The sequence below is a fragment of the Dyadobacter jiangsuensis genome (assembly GCF_003014695.1).
GTDB classification, from domain to species: domain Bacteria; phylum Bacteroidota; class Bacteroidia; order Cytophagales; family Spirosomataceae; genus Dyadobacter; species Dyadobacter jiangsuensis.
This window is the reverse complement of sequence record NZ_PYAS01000002.1, coordinates 535,665-556,176: the sequence shown is the minus strand read 5'-3', so window position 1 is coordinate 556,176 and position 20,512 is coordinate 535,665. Positions and strand designations below refer to the sequence as shown.

Sequence of the window (20,512 nt, the reverse complement as noted above, 5' to 3'; positions counted from 1 at the left end):
ATTTAGAGAAGGTTGTATTTACAAACAAATCCATCAACACGATTTTACACTTGTAAAATTTTTCACCAAATATCATTGCAGTTCCGGTTAACGTAACGCCAGTTTGATCAGATTTTCAACACTAATGGATTGTCCCTCACGCTTGATGATGGCATCCAGACTTTTCTCCGCCGTTGGCTTTGGAATACCCAAAGTAACGAGCGCAGCCAACGCTTCACTCCGGAGAGTGCTTGACGACGGTTCAGCAGACTTGGCACCTGTTGAAACGAGTTCTTCCTTTCGAATTTTGTCTCTTAGTTCGAGGATTACGCGTTGAGCAGTCTTGGACCCTATACCCTTGATCGACTGGATCAGGCGCAGGTCTTCATCAATGATTCCCTGACGGATTTCCGAAGAGGAAAGCGAGGAGAGCATTACGAGCGCTGTTGACGGCCCGATTCCTGAAATGCTTGTCAGATCCAGGAACAGTTTCTTCTCATCATTTCCCCAAAAACCGTAAAGGACGTGGGCATCTTCCCGTATATTGAGAAACGTTACCAGCTTGCACCGGGCACCAATGTCGGGGAGCGAAGTGTAGGTCTGTAATGAGATCCTGACCTCGTAACCTACTCCGTTGACATCGATGATAGCGTACGCTGGGTCTTTATAAGTTACAATCCCGTTAACGTAGGCAATCATAAAAATAGTATGTGTATGTTGAAGCGTTAATTTCTAGGTAGAAATGATCAGTTTTTGACCAGGCTTGATCGAGTTGCCCCTGATCTTGTTCCGCTTTTTCAACTGACCGATTTCCAGACCGTATCGCTGCGAAATAATCCATAATGTATCTCCTTTTTGTACGGTATGATAACGTTTCCGGGTATGACGCTGCTGCTTTGCCACTTGCTCTTCATCCAGCTGTGGCCTTGCTTTGGCTGCGATACGGGTTGCTGGTACAGTTTCCTTCACCTCTTTGTAGATCACGAGGCGCTGTCCCCGACGGATATTATTGCGACGGATGTGGTTCCATTTGCGGACTGCCGCTACCGACACGCCGTATTTCCGCGCGATGCCGGCTACATTGTCGCCGCGGCGGACGGTATACGATACGCGTTTGGTACGGCTGCGCTGGATCGTTTCTACCTCACCGTCTTCTTCATAATCTTCATCGTCCGATACATTCTGCACGTTCGATGCGAGTACGTAAGGGAAAGATCCACTACCACCCAGCGAATCCGTTTTAGTGCTGTCGGCTTTCGCCACCATCACACCGGAGCGAAGATATTTCCGGGTACAGGAGTCCATAATCGATGCCCGGTTGCTCGTCAGGTAAGTGAAGCGTACGCTTGGCACTTTCAATACAAAGTCGCGCGTCTGGTCCGGAAGTATCGTCTTTGTGATCTGCGGATTCAGCTTTTTGAGGACTTCGAAATCGATGCTAGCGTTGTTGCAAAACGTTGCAAGGTCGATATAGCCGTTGATATGAATCGTGTCATTAGGGATCTGAAACTCAGTATTTTCAGGAAAAATGCCGTGATCGTACCCGTAATTCATCATGTAGTTCATCGCTACATACTGTGGTACGTAAGAGCGGGTTTCGCGGGGAAGGACGTTGTAGATCGTCCAGAAGGTAGTCCCGCGTGACCGGCGCATGGCGCGTTTTACATTGCCCGGTCCTGTGTTATACGAAGCCAACGCAAGCTCCCAGTCGCCGAAGATGTTATAAAGCTGTTTGAGATAAAGACAAGCTGCTTCCGTCGCCTTGGCCGGCTCGAAGCGTTCATCAATGTATTTATCCTGGTAAAGACCGAATTCCCGTCCCGTTGCCGGCATGAACTGCCAAAGGCCTCCTGCATGTGCGTGGGAAATTACTGTCGGGTTGAGTCCCGATTCGATCATCGAAAGGTATTTCAGTTCGGTAGGCAACCCGTGTTTGGCCAATGCCTTTTCGAACAGCGGAAAATAGAGCGGCATGCGCTCCATCATCGTCTGCGTGAATTTTGCTTTTTTGTAGATGAAGTATTCTACAAATTCGTGCGAAGATTTGTGGTAGGTAAGCGGAATCGATTTTTCAAGCTTCGCAAACCGCTCTTTCAAAAGCTCCTGAGGCACCGCCGGATTGGCTCCGATTTCCTCGACTTCCGGGAGTGATGGCATCAAATCATCTTCTTCCTGAGCAATAGTCTCAACCGTATCCTGCCCGGACGTCAAACTCACCTGTGGAACCATCGCCCCGACAGGCGCATTCCAGAACCCTGCACACATGGCTCCGAGCCACAATACTCTTTTCGAAATCCTCATTAATAAATGTTTTTTGAAGGTTAATCAATTCACGGTTTTCAATGGCTTGTACCTGTTGATGATTCACTTACAGATAGACGAGTCCTTTGGGGTTTGAATTAGCCAGATGAATCAGAATAATCTCTAATACATTTTTAAATATTCGCAACATCTTCTTTCAGAACAACGTAACCTATTTGCCCGTCATTCTGGCATGATAATTTTCCTTAAAACACTGGTGATCAGCACAGCGTTCACCTAGTATACTGATTCTACGCTACGGTCACTTCCTTATTCAATCCGGTAAGGTAGTTGGCAAATGCCAGCATTTTTTCCTCGCCGAAATAAGGGGCCATGATTTGAATCCCGATCGGCATTCCCTGGTCGTCCAGCCCGTTGGGAATGGATACCGCAGGATTGCCCACGACATTCGCCTGCACAGTGAAAATATCGGCCAGATACATTTGTAACGGATCTTCCGTCTTTTCACCAATCGTAAAAGCTGTGGTAGGTGTTACCGGTGAAATCAGGAAATCGAACTGCTCGAAAAACCGGCCCGTTTCCTCCCGCACCAATCTTCTAACGCGTTGCGCCTTGGTATAGTATGCATCGTAATAATTTGCACTTAATACGAAAGTACCCAATAGTATTCTTCTCCTTACCTCATCGCCAAAACCTTCTGTACGGGTCTTCTTATACATGCTCTCCAAATCCACGGATTCGGGGCTGCGGTAACCGTACCGCACACCATCGAAACGAGACAGGTTCGAGCTTGCCTCGGCGGTCGTCAGAATATAATAGGTTGGCAAAAGTGAATCCAGCAAAGGCATATCGATACCGGTCACCTCATGCCCTTCCGCCCGCAGGCGATCGAGTACTTCGGATGTTTGCCGGCGGATTTCCGGCGCTATCGCTTCATTCTCTACCGCGCTCCGAACATACCCGATTTTCGCTTTGCCTTTCCATTCCAGATTGGCCGTGTAAGCGGGCACCGGACGTTCCGAAACCGTGCTGTCGAAATCATCGGCACCGGACATCACTTCGAGAAGCAATGCCGAGTCCGCGACACTTTTGGTAATCGGGCCAATGCAGTCGAAAGACGAAGCATAGGCAATGAGCCCGTAGCGTGATACACGTCCATAGGAAGGCTTCACACCGATCACACCGCAGAATGCGGCCGGCTGCCGCACCGAACCTCCGGTATCGCTTCCCAGCGAAGCATGGCAAAGCCCGGCCTGGACGGCTACTGCCGAACCACCCGACGACCCTCCCGGAACTTTGGCATTGTTAACGGCATTCAGCACCGGCCCGAACGAGGAATTTTCATTCGAAGAACCCATCGCAAACTCGTCGCAGTTTTGCCGCCCGATGATGATCGCGTCCTCATCGATAAGCCGCTGCACGGCGGTTGCGGTATAGGGTGCTGTATAATTTTGAAGAATCTGGCTTCCGGCCTGCAAGCCGTGGCCAGTGAGCGAAAGTACATCTTTAAGACCGATCACCATCCCTGCCAGTTTTCCGGCAGTACCATTGGCGATCTTCGCATCTACGGCCAGAGCGGCCTTTTTTGCTTCCTCTGTATAAACTTCAACGAAAGCATTGAGATGCTTGTTAGCCTCTATTTTTTCCAAATAGTGGTCAACCAACTTGACGCACGTCAAACCTTCTTCACGTAGATCTCTCTGAATTTCGGCCAGCGTCAGATACTCTTTCAAGGTAATTTTTTTGTGGGGTTGTAAATAAAGAATCAGAGCCGTTAAGTGGTAGCTTAATGGCTCTGGATCAAACCTTCGATAAGATGGAAGCGTTATTTGGGGTCTTCCATGCTTTTTTCAATATTTTCCTTAACGTCTTTAGTAGCGTTCTTGAACTCATTGATACCCTGCCCCAAACCGCGCATAAGTTCTGGGATTTTCTTTGCTCCGAAGAAAAGCAACACGAACAGAGCAACCAGGAAGATCTCCTGTCCGCCCAACCCCATAATTCCTAAAACGGTTATTGATTCCATATCTGTTTCTTTTATTAATGTTTACAAAAATAACTATTCTTTTTAATAACAACCAGACCTGCCGTGACTTTTATCCGATATTAATTGTCTTGGTCACCTTCTCCCAATCGGCAAATTTCCGGATATCTTCACCCAGCGTCTTGATGAGCCACACCACCAGGGCCACGTCATCGGTGATACCGATAACCGGCAGGAAGTCAGGAATAAGGTCTATGGGAGATACGAAATAAATGAGCACAGCGACTATCGACACCAGACTTTTCCATGGAAGCTCCTTATATTCGCCGGAGGCGTAAGCCTTCACCATGCGGAGCAGCAGCTGCACACTCGACTGGAATTCGGAGAGGTTTCCTTTGAAACCCACCGTCTGGAGCTTTCCCAGCACCTCTTTGGCAAGTTCAAACAACCGGGTAGAATTTCTGGCGTAACGTCCTGCTTTCCCTTTGGCATTCTTAAAAAATATAGACTGTAAAATCCGCGAAATCATTGACTCATCCTTCATGGTACAAAGCAGGGAAAAGTGGTTTATAAAGCCATTATAACTATCAACTTACAGAAAAAATTGCGTTCCGGATGGCAGCCGGAGGTTTTGCGGCAAAAAATCAATTTCCGCTTGGTTTAAACAAATTATGTATCATACTTTTAGGAAAAAATATAAAAAGCATCAATTTCTATACAATTAACCATATTTCCCTATGAAGATTACTGTTGTAGGTGCGGGTGCAGTAGGCGCAACCACTGCCGATAATATCATTCGTCGTGAGCTGGCAGAAGAAGTGGTGTTGCTGGATATCAAAGAGGGTGTCAGCGAAGGTAAGTCACTGGATATGTACCAGACAGCAGCCTTGCTGGGATTCAACACCAAGCCCATCGGCTCGACCAATGATTACGAGAAAACCAAAGGCTCGGATGTGGTGGTGATCACTTCGGGGCTGCCTCGTAAGCCGGGTATGACCCGTGAAGAGCTGATCGGCATCAATGCAGGAATCGTAAAGGGAGTGACCGAAAACCTTCTGAAATATTCACCGAAAGCGATCGTGATCGTAGTGTCCAACCCGATGGATACCATGACGTACCTGGCTTTGAAAGAATCGGGTATTCCCAAGAAACGTCTGATCGGTATGGGCGGTGCATTGGATAGTGCACGCTTCAAAACCTATCTCGCATTGGCGATGGACGTTTCGCCGCTGGATATTCACGGTATGGTAATCGGCGGACACGGTGATACGACCATGATTCCATTGACTCGCCTGGCCACCTACAACGGTATTCCTGTAAGCCGCTTCCTTTCGGCCGACCAGCTCGAAAAAGTGGCTGCCGACACGATGGTAGGCGGCGCGACACTCACCAAACTCATCGGCACCTCAGCATGGTATGCACCGGGTGCTGCTACGATGATGCTCGTGGAAAGTATCGTCCGCAATCAGAAACGCATTGTGCCTTGCAGCGTTTACCTGAACGGCGAATACGGCCAGAAAGACATTTGCATGGGCGTGCCGGTCGTATTGGGTCGCGGAGGCTGGGAAAAGATCATCAACCTGCGCCTGGCCGATGCCGAAAAAGCGGCGTTTGAAAAGTCAGCGGAGGCCGTTCGGTCAATGAATGCGGCTTTGAACTTGTAAGCGAAAGTTAAATAGCTAAAATACAGGCCGGTCCGGATTTCCGGGCCGGCTTTTTCTTTGCCCGGATATTTGGTTTTGGCAGCCAGCTTGTTTAACTTTTGTATAAATAGTATAGTAATTTGATAATTTAATACTATTTATCAACAAACACTTGATCACTTAAACACACAGTCTATGAAAAAAAAGCTATTACTTCTGCTTCTCATTTCCGCTTCATTTCATGCTTTGGCGCAGTCCGTAAAAGGGAGAATTTCCGACGAAAAGAATGGAGCGCCGCTGCCCGGCGTATCGATCCTGGTACAGGGCACCAACACCGGAACCGTCACCGATGCAGATGGAAATTTCTCACTGAATATGGCCGATGGTACGTACAACATCGTGATTTCCTTCATCGGCTATACGCCTAAGATCGTCCCCGCAGTCGTTTCGGCGGGGCAGTCGGCTCCGTTGAATATCGCATTAGCCGAATCGTCGGAAGTACTCGGAGAGATTGTCGTAACGGGCTCGCGCAGCGGCGGACGCTCGCGTATTGACTCCCCTGTTCCGGTTGATATTATCCCGGTATCTCAGATCACCAATAGCGTCGGACAAGTGGATATCAATCAGATCCTTACCTACGTCGCACCTTCGTTCCAATCATCCCGGCAAACGATCTCCGATGGCACCGACCACATCGATCCCGCACAGCTCCGCGGCCTGGGGCCCGACCAGGTACTTGTACTCGTGAACGGCAAAAGGCGGCACCAATCGTCGCTGGTGAATGTAAATGGTACGGTGAATCGAGGCACGGTGGGAACCGATTTGAATGCGATCCCAGCCACGGCAGTGGAGAAAATCGAAATCCTGCGCGACGGCGCCACCGCGCAATATGGTTCGGATGCCATTGCAGGCGTGATCAACATCATATTGAAAAGCCGCACAGGGTTGAGTGGTAATGTGTCCTATGGAGAGAATGTCACGAGCTATGACAAGAACTACATTATCAACAACAATAAGGATGCTTCCGTGAACGTCTCGGACGGTGGTACCGCGCAGGTAGGCCTCAATTACGGGCTGAAAGTGGGCCAGAAAGGTTTCGTGAATATCACCGGCGAATATGTGAAACGCGGAGCGACCAACCGTACCGGCACCTACACAGGTCAGTTGTTCCCGGCGGTGGACGGTAAGGTAGTCGATGATGAGGTGCTCGCGCAAAGAGGCCTGACACGGAACGACTTCGACATGCGCATCGGTAACTCGGAAGTGAAAGGCGGCGGTGTGGTGGTCAATGCCGACATTCCGCTCAATGAGCAGCTGGATGTATATGCATTTGGCCAGTACAATAAAAAGAAAGGAAATGCGGCTGGCTTTTACAGGTATCCCAATGGCGTACCCGCAGCCGTGCGCACGAATGTATTCGCGGTGTATCCCAATGGCTTTTTACCGGAGATCAACAGCGACGTGACGGACATTTCGGCGGCGGCAGGTATCCGCGGAAAGCTGGGTGAATGGCGGTTCGATTTGAGCAACACATTCGGTAAAAACGACTTCGACTACCGCATTACCAACTCCGTGAACTATACCCAGGCGGTTTCCATCGCCAACTTTCAGCGGGAGTTCAATGCCGGAGGCAACGGATTTTCCCAAAATACCATTAACCTGGATTTCGGCAGGAAGTTCGATGTGCTGCACGGCCTGAACGTCGCGCTCGGAGCCGAGCAGCGAAGCGAGAAATACACGATCACCGCTGGTGAGGAGGCCTCCTATAAAAACTATGATGTCGCAGCAGGCGTGCCCGCCGGCGCACAGGTATTTTCGGGCTTCTTTCCACAGAATGCAGGATCGCATTCCAGGCATAGCGTGGCGGGCTACCTGGATCTCGAACAGGATATTACCAAATCATGGGTCCTCAGCGCGGCGCTCCGCTTTGAAAACTATTCCGACTTCGGGAATACCCTTAATTACAAAGTTGCGACCCGCTACAAAATCACCGACGGCATTGCACTGCGGGCTTCGGCCAGCAGCGGGTTCCGCGCGCCGTCGTTGCAGCAACGGTACTATGCCAAAACGAATACGCTTTTCGTAACCCAGAACGGCCAGCAAGTAGCGCAAGAAAGCGGCACATTCACCAACGACAGTAAACCGGCTGAAATCCTCGGCATACCGAAGCTCAAACAGGAAACCTCCCAAAGCTTCACCGTCGGGACGACGATCCAGATCAGCAATGCATTTGAACTGACCGTCGATGCCTACCAGATCGACATTGACGACCGCATTGTGTTAACAAACAACTTCAACGATGGCGGTAATGCCAACCTCAAAGCCCAGCTGGCCGCGGCGAATGCGACGACAGCCAATTTCTTTTCCAATGCGGTCGACACGCGTTCGCGCGGGATCGAAGGCGTGCTTTCCTACAATACCAGGTTTGGACGCAACCAATCACTGCGGGCAGTACTGGCGGGGACATTTATCCAAAACAAGGTCAAAAAAGGTGCGGACGGAAAACCTATTATCCATGCATCGGATATTCTGGTACAGACCAAGCAGGTCAACACCTATTTCAACCGGGAAGATTTGAGCAGGTTTGAGATCGCAAGCCCGCGGAACAAGCAGAGCCTGACCATCAACTATAAAGCAGGAAAATTTGGCGCAATGCTCCGTGGCGTGCGGTTCGGCGAGGCAACTTATTGGGACCCGACCATCGATCCCGACAAACCGGACGCATGGCCTGTCAATGCATTAACCGGGCAGAAGGAAACGCTCGATCAGACTTTCGGCGCCAAGGTGGTTACTGACCTTGCATTGAGCTATGATGTCGTGAAAGGCATCGGCCTGACGATCGGCGCGAACAATGTGCTGGATGTTTATCAGGACAAACATACGCATTCGGGGAATGTGAGCTCGGGCCGATTCGTATACTCCCGCCGTGTGCAGCAAATGGGTTTCAACGGCCGATACCTGTTCGCGAGGGTCAGTTTTAGTTTCTAGGATATTCCATTGTGCTAATCCGGGCCGTTTCCGACCCGGATTGGCCGTTTTTAGATGGATATCTGATATTGCAGTGTCCAGCTGCCTTTGCGGCCATCTTTCACTAACTCATTCGCCGTCGATGCCGATTTGTAAACCGGCCGGTTCTCGTAATTAAGCGACAGCTTGCCATTATGCCCTTTGATCAGCCAGTTGACACCCGCATTGTAAATATTGGCCGCGTCCTGCAAACGGTCGTAGTCGCCACGCTGTAAAGAGACATAGGGCATTAATGTACCCTGACTCCCCAGCAAACCGTCTTTCAATTTATAACCTGCTTGCGCGTAAATCACATTGCCCGTCCCGAACATCGGGTATGCGTTCCCGTGCGTGCCGCTCACGCCAGCAATGGGCTGCGTAGTACCGGTAGCAGGGTTCATAATGCCGTTGTAGCGGAGATAGCCTTTACCATAGTCCGTTCCGAAATACCCGAGATAGGCCGACAATGCGGTTCCCTTTTCCGTATTCAGCGGCATGTCCAGGTAAGCCGCCACCGACCAGAGCGTCATATTGCTGTAAAGCGTATCCACCGCCTCCTTACGCCAGGTCGCATTTTTTTGGGAAGTAATGCCGGCTTCCACATTTAAAACTTTGCGTTTGCCGAGGTAAGTGCCAGTCATGTAGCCCGGTGTGGTGTTGTCCTCCGTATCGAAAATATTGTAAATGAATAATCCCTGGAATTGTTTACTGTTTTTGCGTTGGGCGAAAACAGAGTTCTGGTTCAGTGCAGCCGGTGTGGAGCCACTGGTTTCAACCGGGAACGGGTCGGCCACGGCGACGCGGTAGTTGAGCTTGCCAATCTGCCCACGGCTGTAAACGGTCAACTTTCTGGAAAACTGATCGGTCTGGTCAACGGTAGCCTGTGCGAAAACGGGCACATCCATGGTCATAATGGTGCCTATGCTGGGCTGCGAAAAGCGGGAGAAACCGCTTACGATCGTCAGCCCCCCACCGAAGCGGATGAAATTGCTGCCTTTCCGCTGCACTTCATATTCGCCGACGGCGTCATGGAAAAACGCCGCGATCTTGCGCTGGCTCGGTGTCCCGGCGGTATTGTAAGCAGGAAATGCGCTCACCTTGTTGAAATTATTCATCCCGAACTGCGTGTAGAAGAATATCCTGTCGGTGAGCTGGCCGAACAGCTGCATGCGGGTACGGCGGAGACCAATATCGAAAGTACTGGTTTTCGGATCGCTCAAAACGGTAGTCCCGGGATTGTTGTCATTCAGCCTCAGCCATACCTGATTCGTGAAGGTGAATTTTACATAATGTGAACCGGATTCGTTAAGATTGTAACGAATATCATTTCGCTTGTTCTCGTCCTGGGACATAGCGGGCGGCGCCGCGGCAGCAGTGCCGAGGAGCATGAGGGAAAGGAATTTTTTCATGAAGAGTACTATTGAGTTACATACACACTAACATCGTTAAAAACCCTTCTGAAAGTGCTATAAACGACATTAATAGTTAATTGAAAATAATATTGAACACGGTAGCAAAACGACTTGTAAAAAGTCATTTCCCAAGCCGGGCCTTCAAATATAAGGCGGGTTGCGCTACTGCCATACTCTTTTGGGTGACAATCTTCCTCCCTGCCCTGGCCCAGGAAACACCACCGCTGATCAACTATCCGGCCTCACTTTACAAGGCCCATAACCAGAACTGGGACATCTGCCAAAGCGCAGACGGACTCATCTATTCCGCCAATTCCGACGGCCTGTTGGAACACGACGGAGCATCCTGGAAGCTATACCCCTTGCCCGACGGCCAGATCGTCCGGACGGTACTTTACGACGAGCAATCAACAGAACCAATCGGTGGAAAAGTCCTGAATCGGACGACACAACCCGAACAACGCATTTACGTGGGTGGCTTTTCGGAGTTCGGCTATTGGAAAAAAGAAGCAGACGGCCAGCTGAAATACTATTCGCTCAGTAAAAAGGCGGGCTTCGCAAGCCTGCGTACGGAGGAGATTTGGCATATCCTTAAAACTCCCAAATACATCTATTTCCAGTCTTTCTCGAACATTTACCGGTACGACGGCAAAAATCTGAAAGAAATCAAAGGCCCTGGCAACATCATGTTCATGCGTTTTGTACAAAACCGGGTACTGGTGCAGTCGATCGGCCGCGGCATTTATGAGTTAAAAGGAGAGCGGTTCGAACCATTGCCGGGAACTGAAAGCCTTTCCCCTGCTACCGTTTCCTCCATTTTGCCTTTTTCAAACGGCGGTATCCTTATCACAACCACCAAACACGGACTGTACATTTGGCAAAACGGGGTACTTACTCCGTGGAACATTGCTATTTCCGGCGAGTTGAAAAGGAATATCATCAACCGCGCGATCGTCATGGCGCGGGACAGCAGCGTCGTTTTCGGTACAATCCAGAATGGCGTTTACGTCATTACCAAAAACGGCGCATTAAAGTACCAGTTCAACAAGGAGACCGGCTTACAGAATAACACCGTATTGGCATTGGAGGAAGATACGCAACGACAACTCTGGATCGGGCTGGATCAGGGCATCGATATGGTGAAGATGTCGTCGCCCATTATTGCTTATCAAACCAATGATAATCCGCTGGGTTCAACCTATGCAGCCGCGATCTGGCATGGAAACCTTTATGTAGGGTCCAATAAAGGAGTATTTGTCAAAAAATGGCTTTCTCCGGAGCCGTTCCGGCCGGTATGGGGACTTGAAGGACAAACCTGGGCCCTCAAAGTAATCGACGACCAGCTGCTTTGCGGCCACAACGACGCGACCTACCGCATTTCAGAAAGTGGCGTCACTAAAATTTCCGGCATCAACGGCGGCTGGGTATTCGTGCCGATGCGAAATGGGAAGGATACGCTGCTGCTTCAAGGCGCGTACGTGGGCCTGCATGTATACAAAAAGGACGCAAAGGGTACCTGGACGTACGCCTACCCCGTCAAAAAGTTACCACCCATCCCGATCCGGCAGATTGCACACGACAATTCGGGTACATTCTGGCTCGGGCATGCCTACAAAGGTTTATTTCAGGCCAAACTGACGCCGGCATTGGATTCCGCCATGTCGTGGAAGGAATTTAAAGCTCCGCAGGAATTGCCCAGCGAATTTTCCATCGAAGTCGTTCAATGGCTGAACGGACAGGTTCGCGTGCGATCGGGTAATGCCTTTTTCCAGCCCGACCCGTCCGGCAAGCTCATCCCCAGTTCAGATTTTTCCAGGGAAGAGGAAAATTACAAGGTACGGACCGGCCTCCATGGCGACTGGTTCAAAGTTTTCATGAACCGCGTGGCATTCTATCAACCAGGCAAAGAGACCCGAAACCTCCCGCTCACGCTAGTCCGCAACAGCGAGACGGTGGTACCACTTTCCGAAGATTACTATTTCTTTTGCCTCGACAACGGTTACGCATTGTACAACCGCAAATCGCCCGATGAGCCAAACGAGGCCGCCGGCCCGCCGGTGGTCCGCAAGGTAGCCAACCTTCGGAACCTCAATGAGACCTTCGCGATTTCAGGCGGCCCGTCACTCCCGGCCGAAGTGCGCTCGCTGCGCATTGCATTTGCTTTACCGGTGTATGGCCAGAACGTGCAATACAAATACCGTCTCAAAGGCCTGACCGATCAGTGGTCGGAGTGGACAGACCAGAGCTTCGTGGAATTTACAAACCTGGAATCGACGGACTACATTTTTGAAATAAGGAGCAGCCTCAACGATACCATAGGCACCTACCATTTCAGTGTGAAGCCCTACTGGCGTGAAACATTATTTGCGAAAATACTCTTCGCTGTGCTGGTCGCATTGGCTTTGGCGGCATTGATCCTCTATCAGGAAAAACGGCTCGCGCGCCACCGCCGGAAGCTGATCGAAGAGCAGGAAGAAAAGCTACGACAACAACGTCTTTCCAGCGAGAGAAAGATCATGCAGATCCAGAATGAAAAACTGCAAAGCGAAATCCAGAGCAAAAGTCAGCAGTTGAGCAATGTGGCGATCAACGTGGTGAAGAAAAACGAGATCCTGGAAGAGATCCGCGATGAGCTGAAACAGGTGAAAGCGGAGATGGGGCAACAGCTCCCCAATATCCATTATCAGAAACTCCTCCACAGTATCGAACGGAATGTCGCCGGCAAGGACGACTGGGTCTTGTTTGAACAAAACTTCGATGAGGTCCACGAACAGTTCTTCAAAAGGCTGCGCCAGATATACCCTACCACTTCCCCTTCCGAGCTCCGGCTCGCGGCATGCCTTCGCATGAATCTTTCTACCAAAGAAATGGCCCCCGTCCTGGGGATTTCTGTCCGCGGTGTGGAAATCAAGCGCTACCGGCTTCGTAAAAAGCTTGGATTGGACAACGATGCCAATCTGGCCCAATTTATGATGGACATTTGAGGCAATTGCACTTATCCTGTACCCTACCCCTTATTGTACCAGTAAACCTTGCATTATTCTCATTGATGTAGTGGTGATGTAGTGCTTTATTTGATTCCTCCCCTGCTTGGAACTTAATTTTGAAGTCAATAAATTCTTATAATAATTCAATCACCAATTTGAAACTGATGAAAACTATTGTACGATTACTGTACATGCTCGTTTTCCTGGCGTTAGGAAGTTTCTCCTATGCACAGGAAATAAATGTGACTGGGAAAGTCACTTCGAGTGCCGACAATTCGGCGCTGCCGGGCGCCAGCGTGCTCATCAAAGGCACTACTACCGGTGTTCCTACCGATGCCGATGGTAACTACGCTATAAAAGTTCCGTCTCCCCAATCCGTCCTTGTCTTCTCCATGATCGGGATGACTACCCAGGAAATCACAGTGGGCAACCAGACAACACTCAATGTTGCCATGCAGGAAGACGCCAAGGCGCTGAACGAAGTGGTGATCATGGGTTACGGTTCTCAGAAAAAACTCGACGTTACCGGTTCTGTCGCACAGATTAAAGGTACGGAGATATCGAAGCAGCCGTCTATGAACGCTGTCAGCGGTTTGCAGGGTAAGGTTGCCGGGGTGCAGATCAACAACTCGGGTAAGCCCGGCGAGGCGCCGCAGATCCGTATCCGCGGTGTCGGAACGGCCTACGGTAGCGCCAATCCGTTGTACGTAGTCGACGGGGTTTGGTTCGACGACATCAGCTTCCTCAACTCGGGCGATATCGAAAGCATGAACATCCTGAAAGACGCGTCAAGCCAGTCAATCTACGGTGTGCGCGCAGCCAACGGGGTAGTTTTGATCACTACCAAAAAAGGAAAATCAGGAGCACCGATCATTGATTACAACGGCTTCGTAGGTTACCAGAAAGTGACCAACCAGATCAAAATGGCCAATGCGAATGAATATGCCACGATGATCAACGAACTGAGCCGCATTAACGGAAAATCAGATATCCTCGATCCTTCGCAATTTGGCGAGGGCACCGACTGGTACCACCAGATCCTCCGCAATGCATTTGTGACCAACCACCAGCTTTCGATCAGCGGCGGCGGTGAAAAATCAACTTACAACTTCTCGCTGGGCTACCTGGATCAGGATGGTATTGTTGAAAAGAACAATTTCAAACGCTACACTGCCCGTTTGCAAAACGATTTCCAGGTTCTGAAAAACCTGAAAGTGGGTTACTCTGCCACCGGTTCTTTCAGCAAATCAAGAGATGAGGCGGGCGGCATTTTCCGCCAGCTATATGCAGCTGGGCCTGTGGTGCCGGTTTATTATGCAGATGGTACCTATGGCGATCCTACCGACTACAACCTGGGCGATGGTAACAACTTCAATCCGCAGGTTACGATTGATTTCTACAACCAGAATACCAAAAAGACGCTTCTTACCGGTAATGCGTATGCAGAACTCAACATACTGAAAGGCTTGACATTCCGCACCAGCCTTGGTGGACGTTACGGACAAGACGAAACCCGTACTTACGTGCCGCAATATGTTGCCACATTCAAACAACGCAACACCACCAGCTTCCTCGAATTCGTACGCCCGCAGACACGCTACTGGATCTTTGAAAATACATTGACTTACACCAAAGATTTCGGCAATCACAGCATTACAGCCCTTTTGGGTCAATCTGCTCAACGTGATCAATCGTACAAACTGACTGCCAACGCACTGAATGTACCTTTTTCGAGCGAAGGCGACCTTTACCTGGCACTGGGTAGTGCGGATGGCCGTAACGTGAAAGACGAAGGCGATCTCGGAACGTATGCATCCTACTTCGGTCGTGTGAACTACTCTTTCGGCGAGCGTTATATGCTGAATGCCTCCCTCCGTGCGGATGGTTCTTCCAAATTCTTCCAGGGCGGTAATGCCTGGGGTTATTTCCCATCGGTGGGTGCAGGCTGGGTAATCAGCAACGAAAACTTCATGAAAGACCAGACGATTTTCGATAACCTGAAAATCCGCGGTAGCTGGGGTAAAATCGGTAATGCGTCCGTTCCATCCAACTTGTCGACGCTCACCGTGGCGACCGGCGGTGGCCTGGCAGCGATCTTCGGCGGTCAGCTGAATACCGGTGCGAGCATCAACTCCATCATCCCTCCTACTACTTACTGGGAGCGCGGTGTAGGTACCGACGCAGGTATCGAGGCTTCCTTCCTCAAATCGAGATTGACCGTTGAATTGGATTACTATATCAAGAAAACCGAGCGTGCGATCTTCGACATTCCGGTACTGACTTCCATTGGTACGAGCTCAGGCCGTATTGTAGGTAACCAGGCCGATTTCCAGAACAAAGGTTTTGAATTTGCCTTGAACTGGCGTGATGAAATCGGTAAGGATCTTTCTTACAGCATTGGTTTCAACGGCGCGGTGAACAACAACAAAGTGCTTTCGGTATCGTCCGGTGCCAACCCGATTTATGATGGCGGTGTAGGTCTCACCAGCGGCGCGCTCGCTACACGTACCCGCGTAGGCGACCCGATCGGTTCATTCTACGGCTATGTGGTAGACGGTATTTTCCAGAATGAAGAAGAGATCAAAAACTCGGCACAGCCCAATGCAAAACCAGGTGATTTCAGATACCGCGACATCAGCGGAACCAATGGCGTGCCTGACGGAAACATCTCCGGCCTCGACCGCCAGGTAATCGGTAACCCGAACCCGAAATTCACCTACGGTATCAACACCAGTTGGAACTACAAAAACGTCGACCTGATGCTCGATTTCCAGGGCGTTGCGAAAGTAGATATTTATAATGCCAACATGGGCTGGCGATATGGTAACGAGAACTTCACCAAGGACTTCTACGATAACAGATGGCATGGCGAAGGTACTTCAAACACCTATCCATCTGCCAACATCGGCGGCGGCCAGAACTATCTGCCTAATACATTCTTCGTACAAAGCGGCAGCTATTTCCGGGTTAGAAATGCGCAAATCGGTTACACATTCCCGCAGGCATTCAACGAAAGGCTGAAAATCCGCAAGTTGCGCCTGTACGCGAATGCGCAGAACCCGCTGAACTTCTTTAAATACAAAGGCTTGTCGCCAGAGGTAAGAGCGAACGAAAACAAACCGACCCAAGCCGGTATCGACGCCAACGTGTACCCGCTTTCAGCGACCTACAACTTTGGTATTAATGTCACTTTCTAAGATCACAAGCGATATGAAAAATATAAATTTTAAAACCAATTTGAAGCAGAAAGGGCTATATCTAGGGCTTGCAGCGCTCCTGATCGTCCCTTCCTCTTGCAGCGACAGCTTCCTCGACGTTGATCCGCAGGGAAAACAGGCCGGCGCCGTGTTCTGGGTGAATGAAGCCGATGCAACCAAAGCCGTGAATGCGATGTATGCCAATCTCAGAAGCTGGAACAATACCGCCTTCGGCCCCATTGCATTGGAAAGCATGGGCTCCGACGATGCAGAAAAAGGTAGTACCCCCTCGGATGCGACTTTCTTTAACCTGTATGACACTTTCACAGTAGGTTCCACAGACGGCCAGCTCGGCGGTTTTTGGGAAGGACAATACCAGAATATCAACTATGCCAACCAGGTGATCACCAATATCCCGGCGATCAGCATGGACGAAAACCTTAAAGCGAGATATCTGGCGGAAGCCAAATTTGTACGCGCTTACTCGTATTTCCGACTTGTAAGAGCATTTGGGGATGTGCCTTTGCGGTTGAGTCTTCCCAAGGATGCTTCGGAATACAACCTCCCGCGCACACCCAAGGCGGACGTGTACGCAGCCATTGAGAAAGACCTGAGCGAAGCAGCGGCGGTATTACCGCTGAACTATGGCGCCGCCGACCTCGGCCGCGTAACAAAAGGAGCCGCACAGTCGCTGCACGCCAAAGTTTCGATGTACCAGGCCAAATGGCAGCAGGTTTTCGATCTGACAACCCAGGTTATCAACTCGGGTCAGTATTCGCTCTTCGCCGACTACGAGGCATTGTTCCGGGTAGCTAACGAAAACTCGACCGAATCGATTTTCGAAATCCAGAACGAGCTGATTCCTTCTAATAAAGATGCTTCCAACTCACAATACTCCCAAGTACAAGGCGTACGTGGCGTAACAGGCGGCGGCTGGGGCTTCAATGTTCCTACCGAAGCGCTTTCAAAATCCTTTGAAGCCGGCGATCCACGCCGTGATGCGACCATCATTTACCGCGGCGAGACAACCCCGGCTGGCGACGCAATCCCTGCAACCGGTGACAACCCGATGTACAACCAGAAATCGTATGTGCCGTTCAAGCTGTACGTAACCGGGTTTAATGAAGGTTCGCAGCAAAATGTACGTGTGATCCGGTATGCGGAAGTGCTTTTGATGAATGCAGAAGCTGCTAACGAAATCGGTAATAGCACCACGGCGCTCGCTTCGCTGGAACTGGTGCGTGCCCGTGCGAGGGGTGCCAGCAAAACCATTCTGCCGAAAGTTACCACCACCGATAAAACCGCATTACGCACCGCGATCTGGAATGAACGTCGCTCAGAGCTCGCTATGGAATTTGACCGCTATTTCGACGTGATCCGTCAGGGACGCGGCACTGCAATCTTCGGACCCAAAGGCTGGAAGGCCGGCAAAAACGAAGTATGGCCGATCCCTCAGAACGAAATCGATCTCAGCGCAGGCGTGCTGACCCAGAACCCAGGTTATTAATCCCAAACCACGATCCATCGATGAAAACTTTTAAGAATAAACTGACCGTGGCATTGTGTGCAATGACGGTGCTCGGGGTGACCTCTTGCTACGAAAAGTTCGATCCCGAAAGTTACGCGCCAAGCGTGACGATCGGGGGCTTTACCAGCTCCGACGAAATCGCGAAGGCCAACCTGGTGGCGCATTTCCCTTTTGACGGCAATTATTCCGATGTGGTTTCCAATACCGCCGGGACTAATACCGGTACCACATTTGCGAATGGTTTGAAAGGCCAGGCCATGAAAGGTGCCAAAAACGGCTACGTCCTTTTCGATCCGACGGCGAGTATCCTTGGACTGAAAAGCTTCACCATGACCTATTGGGTTAACAGCCCGTCGACCAAATCTGCGGGTGGTATCATCGGACTTGTAGGCTTGTCCCAAACAGACGGCTTCTGGGGAAACATCGAGACTTTCTTTGAAAACGGCGGCACGGAAACCGACGGGATTTTCAAGGCTCACATCCAGAATGACAAGAAGGATACCTGGATTGCGAAGGAAGGCATTGTTAACCTTTACAACTCCTGGACGCATATCGCACTGTCTTACGACGCCACTTCATCAACTTTCAATATATATGTGAACGGTTCCAAAACGGCAACGAGCACCGTGGCGAACTTTGGTGATCTGAAATGGGCGAAACCGGGTAAAATGGTGTTTGGTACCGTGCAATTTCAGACCAAGCCAAGCCTTACCTCGGGTGCTGCGGCACAAGATTGGGCAAGCTACCTGACAGGCCTGCTCGACGAAGTGCGGATTTATAACGTTGCTTTGAAAGATGCCGAAGTAGATGCACTGGTTAAACTGGAATCAAGAGGGAAATAATGCCTTTTAAAAACCTTTTCCTTCTTGGTTTAATTATCTGGCTCGGGGTTTCCTGTAAATCAGAAAAAGAAGACCCCGGGCCATCCAATCCGGGAATACCAACGTCGTTCGGGTTCAACAGCCTGCAAGTGAATGGAGCCTATTCCGGATTCAAATACAATGATGTAAACCTGAAACCCAAAATCAGGTTTACATTTTCCGCCCCGCTCAGCAATGCGACCATCGCGAGCGGGGTTACTTTCCGGTCCGCGGCCGGCGAAACCGTTCCGTTTACATCCACCCTGGAAGGCGGCGACAGTTCGGTGGTGATCACTCCCTCGGCCGATTTAAAATACCTCACCAGCTACTCGGTTACCGCTACCAAGGCATTGAAATCCAAAGCCGGCGGAATGCTCCTGAATGAGGTAAAAGTTGAATTGATTACCGCGCTGGACTCTACAGATAAATTTCCGGTCATCAGCGACGAAGCGTTGCTAACCCTCGTGCAGCAGCAAACATTCAAATATTTCTGGGACTTCGCTCACCCGGTAAGCGGGCTTGCCCGCGAGCGCAACACTTCCGGTGATGTGGTTACCTCGGGCGGAAGCGGTTTCGGCATTATGACCATCCCTATTGCCATCGAGCGCAAGTTCATCACACGGGCGCAGGGTTTGGAAAGAATGCAAAAGATCGTCGGTTTCCTGAAACAGGCGCAGACATTCCACGGCGCTTTTCCGCATTGGCTGAATGGCGCGACCGGTGTAGCGGTTCCATTCAGTACCAAAGACAATGGCGCCGATTTGGTAGAAACCTCTTTCCTTGTCCAGGGCTTGCTAACGGCCCGGCAGTATTTCAGTGAAATGAATGTTGCAGAAACCGCTTTGCGCACGGATATCAATGCGATCTGGGAAGCCGTGGAATGGGATTGGTTCCGGAAAGGCAACGAAAATGTGCTGTACTGGCATTGGAGCGCCGATTATGGCTGGGAAATGAACCACCAGATCAAAGGCTGGAACGAATGCCTGATCACCTACGCCCTGGCGGCTTCTTCGCCTACGCATAGTATCAGTAAAGCGGTTTATGACAATGGCTGGGCAGGTAACAGCACATTTACCAACGGAAAAGAATATTACGGTATCACTTTGCCGCTGGGAGAGCCATTGGGCGGCCCGTTGTTCTTCTCACATTATTCCTTTTTAGGATTAAACCCAACGGGGCTTACCGACCGTTTTGCCAATTATTTTACCCAAAACAAGGCCCATACCCTCATCAACTATAACTATTGTAAAACAAATCCGCAGCAATATTACGGATACAGCGACCAATGCTGGGGACTTACCGCTAGCGACATTCCAAATGGATACAACGCCAACTCGCCAAGCAATGACAAGGGGGTAATCACGCCGACGGCCGCATTATCTGCATTCCCGTACACGCCCGCGGAGTCGATGAAAGCATTGAAGTTCTTCTATTACAAAATGGGCGACAAGCTCTGGGGAGAATACGGTTTCCATGACGCATTCTCGCTGGATCAGCTGTGGTTCGCCGATTCCTACCTGGCCATCGACCAGGGGCCGATTGTGGTTATGATCGAAAACCATCGCACAGCATTGCCATGGAAGCTCTTTATGAGCAGTCCGGAGGTCAAAACAGGCCTTACGAAGCTCGGATTCACCAGTCCGGCGCTTTAACA

General features: G+C 50.4%; 13 protein-coding genes. 7 read left to right on the top strand and 6 right to left on the bottom strand.

The window, feature by feature from the left end:
- Positions 1–87: 87 nt before the first annotated feature.
- From ruvA to CLV60_RS05640, 5 genes are all read right to left on the bottom strand, one after another.
- Positions 88–678: a Holliday junction branch migration protein RuvA gene (ruvA, locus tag CLV60_RS05660; protein ID WP_106594381.1), complete on the bottom strand. Its 591-nt coding sequence runs from the start codon at positions 676–678 to the stop codon at positions 88–90.
- Positions 679–711: 33 nt separating this feature from the next.
- Positions 712–2,280: a lytic transglycosylase domain-containing protein gene (locus CLV60_RS05655; RefSeq protein WP_229210827.1), complete on the bottom strand. Its 1,569-nt coding sequence runs from the start codon at positions 2,278–2,280 to the stop codon at positions 712–714.
- A gap of 251 nt (positions 2,281–2,531) precedes the next feature.
- Positions 2,532–3,974, bottom strand: coding sequence for an Asp-tRNA(Asn)/Glu-tRNA(Gln) amidotransferase subunit GatA (gene gatA, locus CLV60_RS05650; protein WP_106594380.1), 1,443 nt, complete (start codon positions 3,972–3,974; stop codon positions 2,532–2,534).
- A 92-nt stretch (positions 3,975–4,066) separates the two neighbouring features.
- Complete coding sequence (locus CLV60_RS05645; protein WP_015813903.1) at positions 4,067–4,267, bottom strand: Sec-independent protein translocase subunit TatA/TatB; 201 nt, start codon at positions 4,265–4,267, stop codon at positions 4,067–4,069.
- A gap of 70 nt (positions 4,268–4,337) precedes the next feature.
- Positions 4,338–4,754 carry a YkvA family protein gene (locus CLV60_RS05640; RefSeq protein WP_106594504.1) on the bottom strand — a complete coding sequence of 139 codons (417 nt, stop codon included), beginning with the start codon at positions 4,752–4,754 and terminating at the stop codon, positions 4,338–4,340.
- A 208-nt stretch (positions 4,755–4,962) separates the two neighbouring features.
- Between CLV60_RS05640 and mdh the strand changes: the two genes are divergently transcribed.
- Positions 4,963–5,889, top strand: coding sequence for a malate dehydrogenase (gene mdh / locus CLV60_RS05635; RefSeq protein WP_106594379.1), 927 nt, complete (start codon positions 4,963–4,965; stop codon positions 5,887–5,889).
- Positions 5,890–6,063: 174 nt separating this feature from the next.
- A complete protein-coding gene (locus tag CLV60_RS05630) occupies positions 6,064–8,856 on the top strand; it encodes a TonB-dependent receptor (RefSeq protein WP_106594378.1) in 2,793 nt (930 codons plus the stop codon).
- 50 nt (positions 8,857–8,906) lie between these two features.
- Here CLV60_RS05630 and CLV60_RS05625 read toward each other — a convergent pair whose 3' ends face one another.
- Positions 8,907–10,283, bottom strand: coding sequence for a hypothetical protein (locus CLV60_RS05625; protein ID WP_106594377.1), 1,377 nt, complete (start codon positions 10,281–10,283; stop codon positions 8,907–8,909).
- 185 nt (positions 10,284–10,468) lie between these two features.
- Here CLV60_RS05625 and CLV60_RS05620 point away from each other — a divergent pair, with 185 nt between their 5' ends.
- From CLV60_RS05620 to CLV60_RS05600, 5 genes are all read left to right on the top strand, one after another.
- Positions 10,469–13,270, top strand: a complete 2,802-nt coding sequence (locus tag CLV60_RS05620) for a triple tyrosine motif-containing protein (protein ID WP_229210826.1) — start codon at positions 10,469–10,471, stop codon at positions 13,268–13,270.
- Between the two features lie 167 nt (positions 13,271–13,437).
- Entirely contained in the window at positions 13,438–16,470 is a 3,033-nt protein-coding gene (locus CLV60_RS05615) for a SusC/RagA family TonB-linked outer membrane protein (protein WP_106594376.1), read from the top strand.
- Positions 16,471–16,483: 13 nt separating this feature from the next.
- The gene (locus CLV60_RS05610) at positions 16,484–17,977 is read left to right on the top strand and encodes a RagB/SusD family nutrient uptake outer membrane protein (protein WP_106594375.1); all 1,494 of its coding nucleotides are present in this window, start codon (positions 16,484–16,486) and stop codon (positions 17,975–17,977) included.
- Positions 17,978–17,997: 20 nt separating this feature from the next.
- Positions 17,998–18,840: a LamG domain-containing protein gene (locus tag CLV60_RS05605; RefSeq protein ID WP_106594374.1), complete on the top strand. Its 843-nt coding sequence runs from the start codon at positions 17,998–18,000 to the stop codon at positions 18,838–18,840.
- A complete protein-coding gene (locus tag CLV60_RS05600; RefSeq protein ID WP_106594373.1) occupies positions 18,840–20,510 on the top strand; it encodes a glucoamylase family protein in 1,671 nt (556 codons plus the stop codon). Before CLV60_RS05605 ends, CLV60_RS05600 begins: the two co-directional genes overlap by 1 nt.
- The last annotated feature ends 2 nt before the right edge of the window (positions 20,511–20,512 follow it).

Excerpts from the sequence above, each read along its gene's own strand:
- mdh (WP_106594379.1), top strand. The coding sequence starts at position 4,963 with ATGAAGATTACTGTTGTAGGTGCGGGTGCAGTAGGCGCAACCACTGCC.
- CLV60_RS05615 (WP_106594376.1), top strand. The coding sequence starts at position 13,438 with ATGAAAACTATTGTACGATTACTGTACATGCTCGTTTTCCTGGCGTTA.
- CLV60_RS05625 (WP_106594377.1), bottom strand. The coding sequence starts at position 10,283 with ATGAAAAAATTCCTTTCCCTCATGCTCCTCGGCACTGCTGCCGCGGCG.
- CLV60_RS05655 (WP_229210827.1), bottom strand. The coding sequence starts at position 2,280 with ATGAGGATTTCGAAAAGAGTATTGTGGCTCGGAGCCATGTGTGCAGGG.
- CLV60_RS05645 (WP_015813903.1), bottom strand. The coding sequence starts at position 4,267 with ATGGAATCAATAACCGTTTTAGGAATTATGGGGTTGGGCGGACAGGAG.
- CLV60_RS05600 (WP_106594373.1), top strand. The coding sequence starts at position 18,840 with ATGCCTTTTAAAAACCTTTTCCTTCTTGGTTTAATTATCTGGCTCGGG.
- CLV60_RS05610 (WP_106594375.1), top strand. The coding sequence starts at position 16,484 with ATGAAAAATATAAATTTTAAAACCAATTTGAAGCAGAAAGGGCTATAT.
- CLV60_RS05605 (WP_106594374.1), top strand. The coding sequence starts at position 17,998 with ATGAAAACTTTTAAGAATAAACTGACCGTGGCATTGTGTGCAATGACG.
- CLV60_RS05630 (WP_106594378.1), top strand. The coding sequence starts at position 6,064 with ATGAAAAAAAAGCTATTACTTCTGCTTCTCATTTCCGCTTCATTTCAT.
- ruvA (WP_106594381.1), bottom strand. The coding sequence starts at position 678 with ATGATTGCCTACGTTAACGGGATTGTAACTTATAAAGACCCAGCGTAC.
- CLV60_RS05640 (WP_106594504.1), bottom strand. The coding sequence starts at position 4,754 with ATGATTTCGCGGATTTTACAGTCTATATTTTTTAAGAATGCCAAAGGG.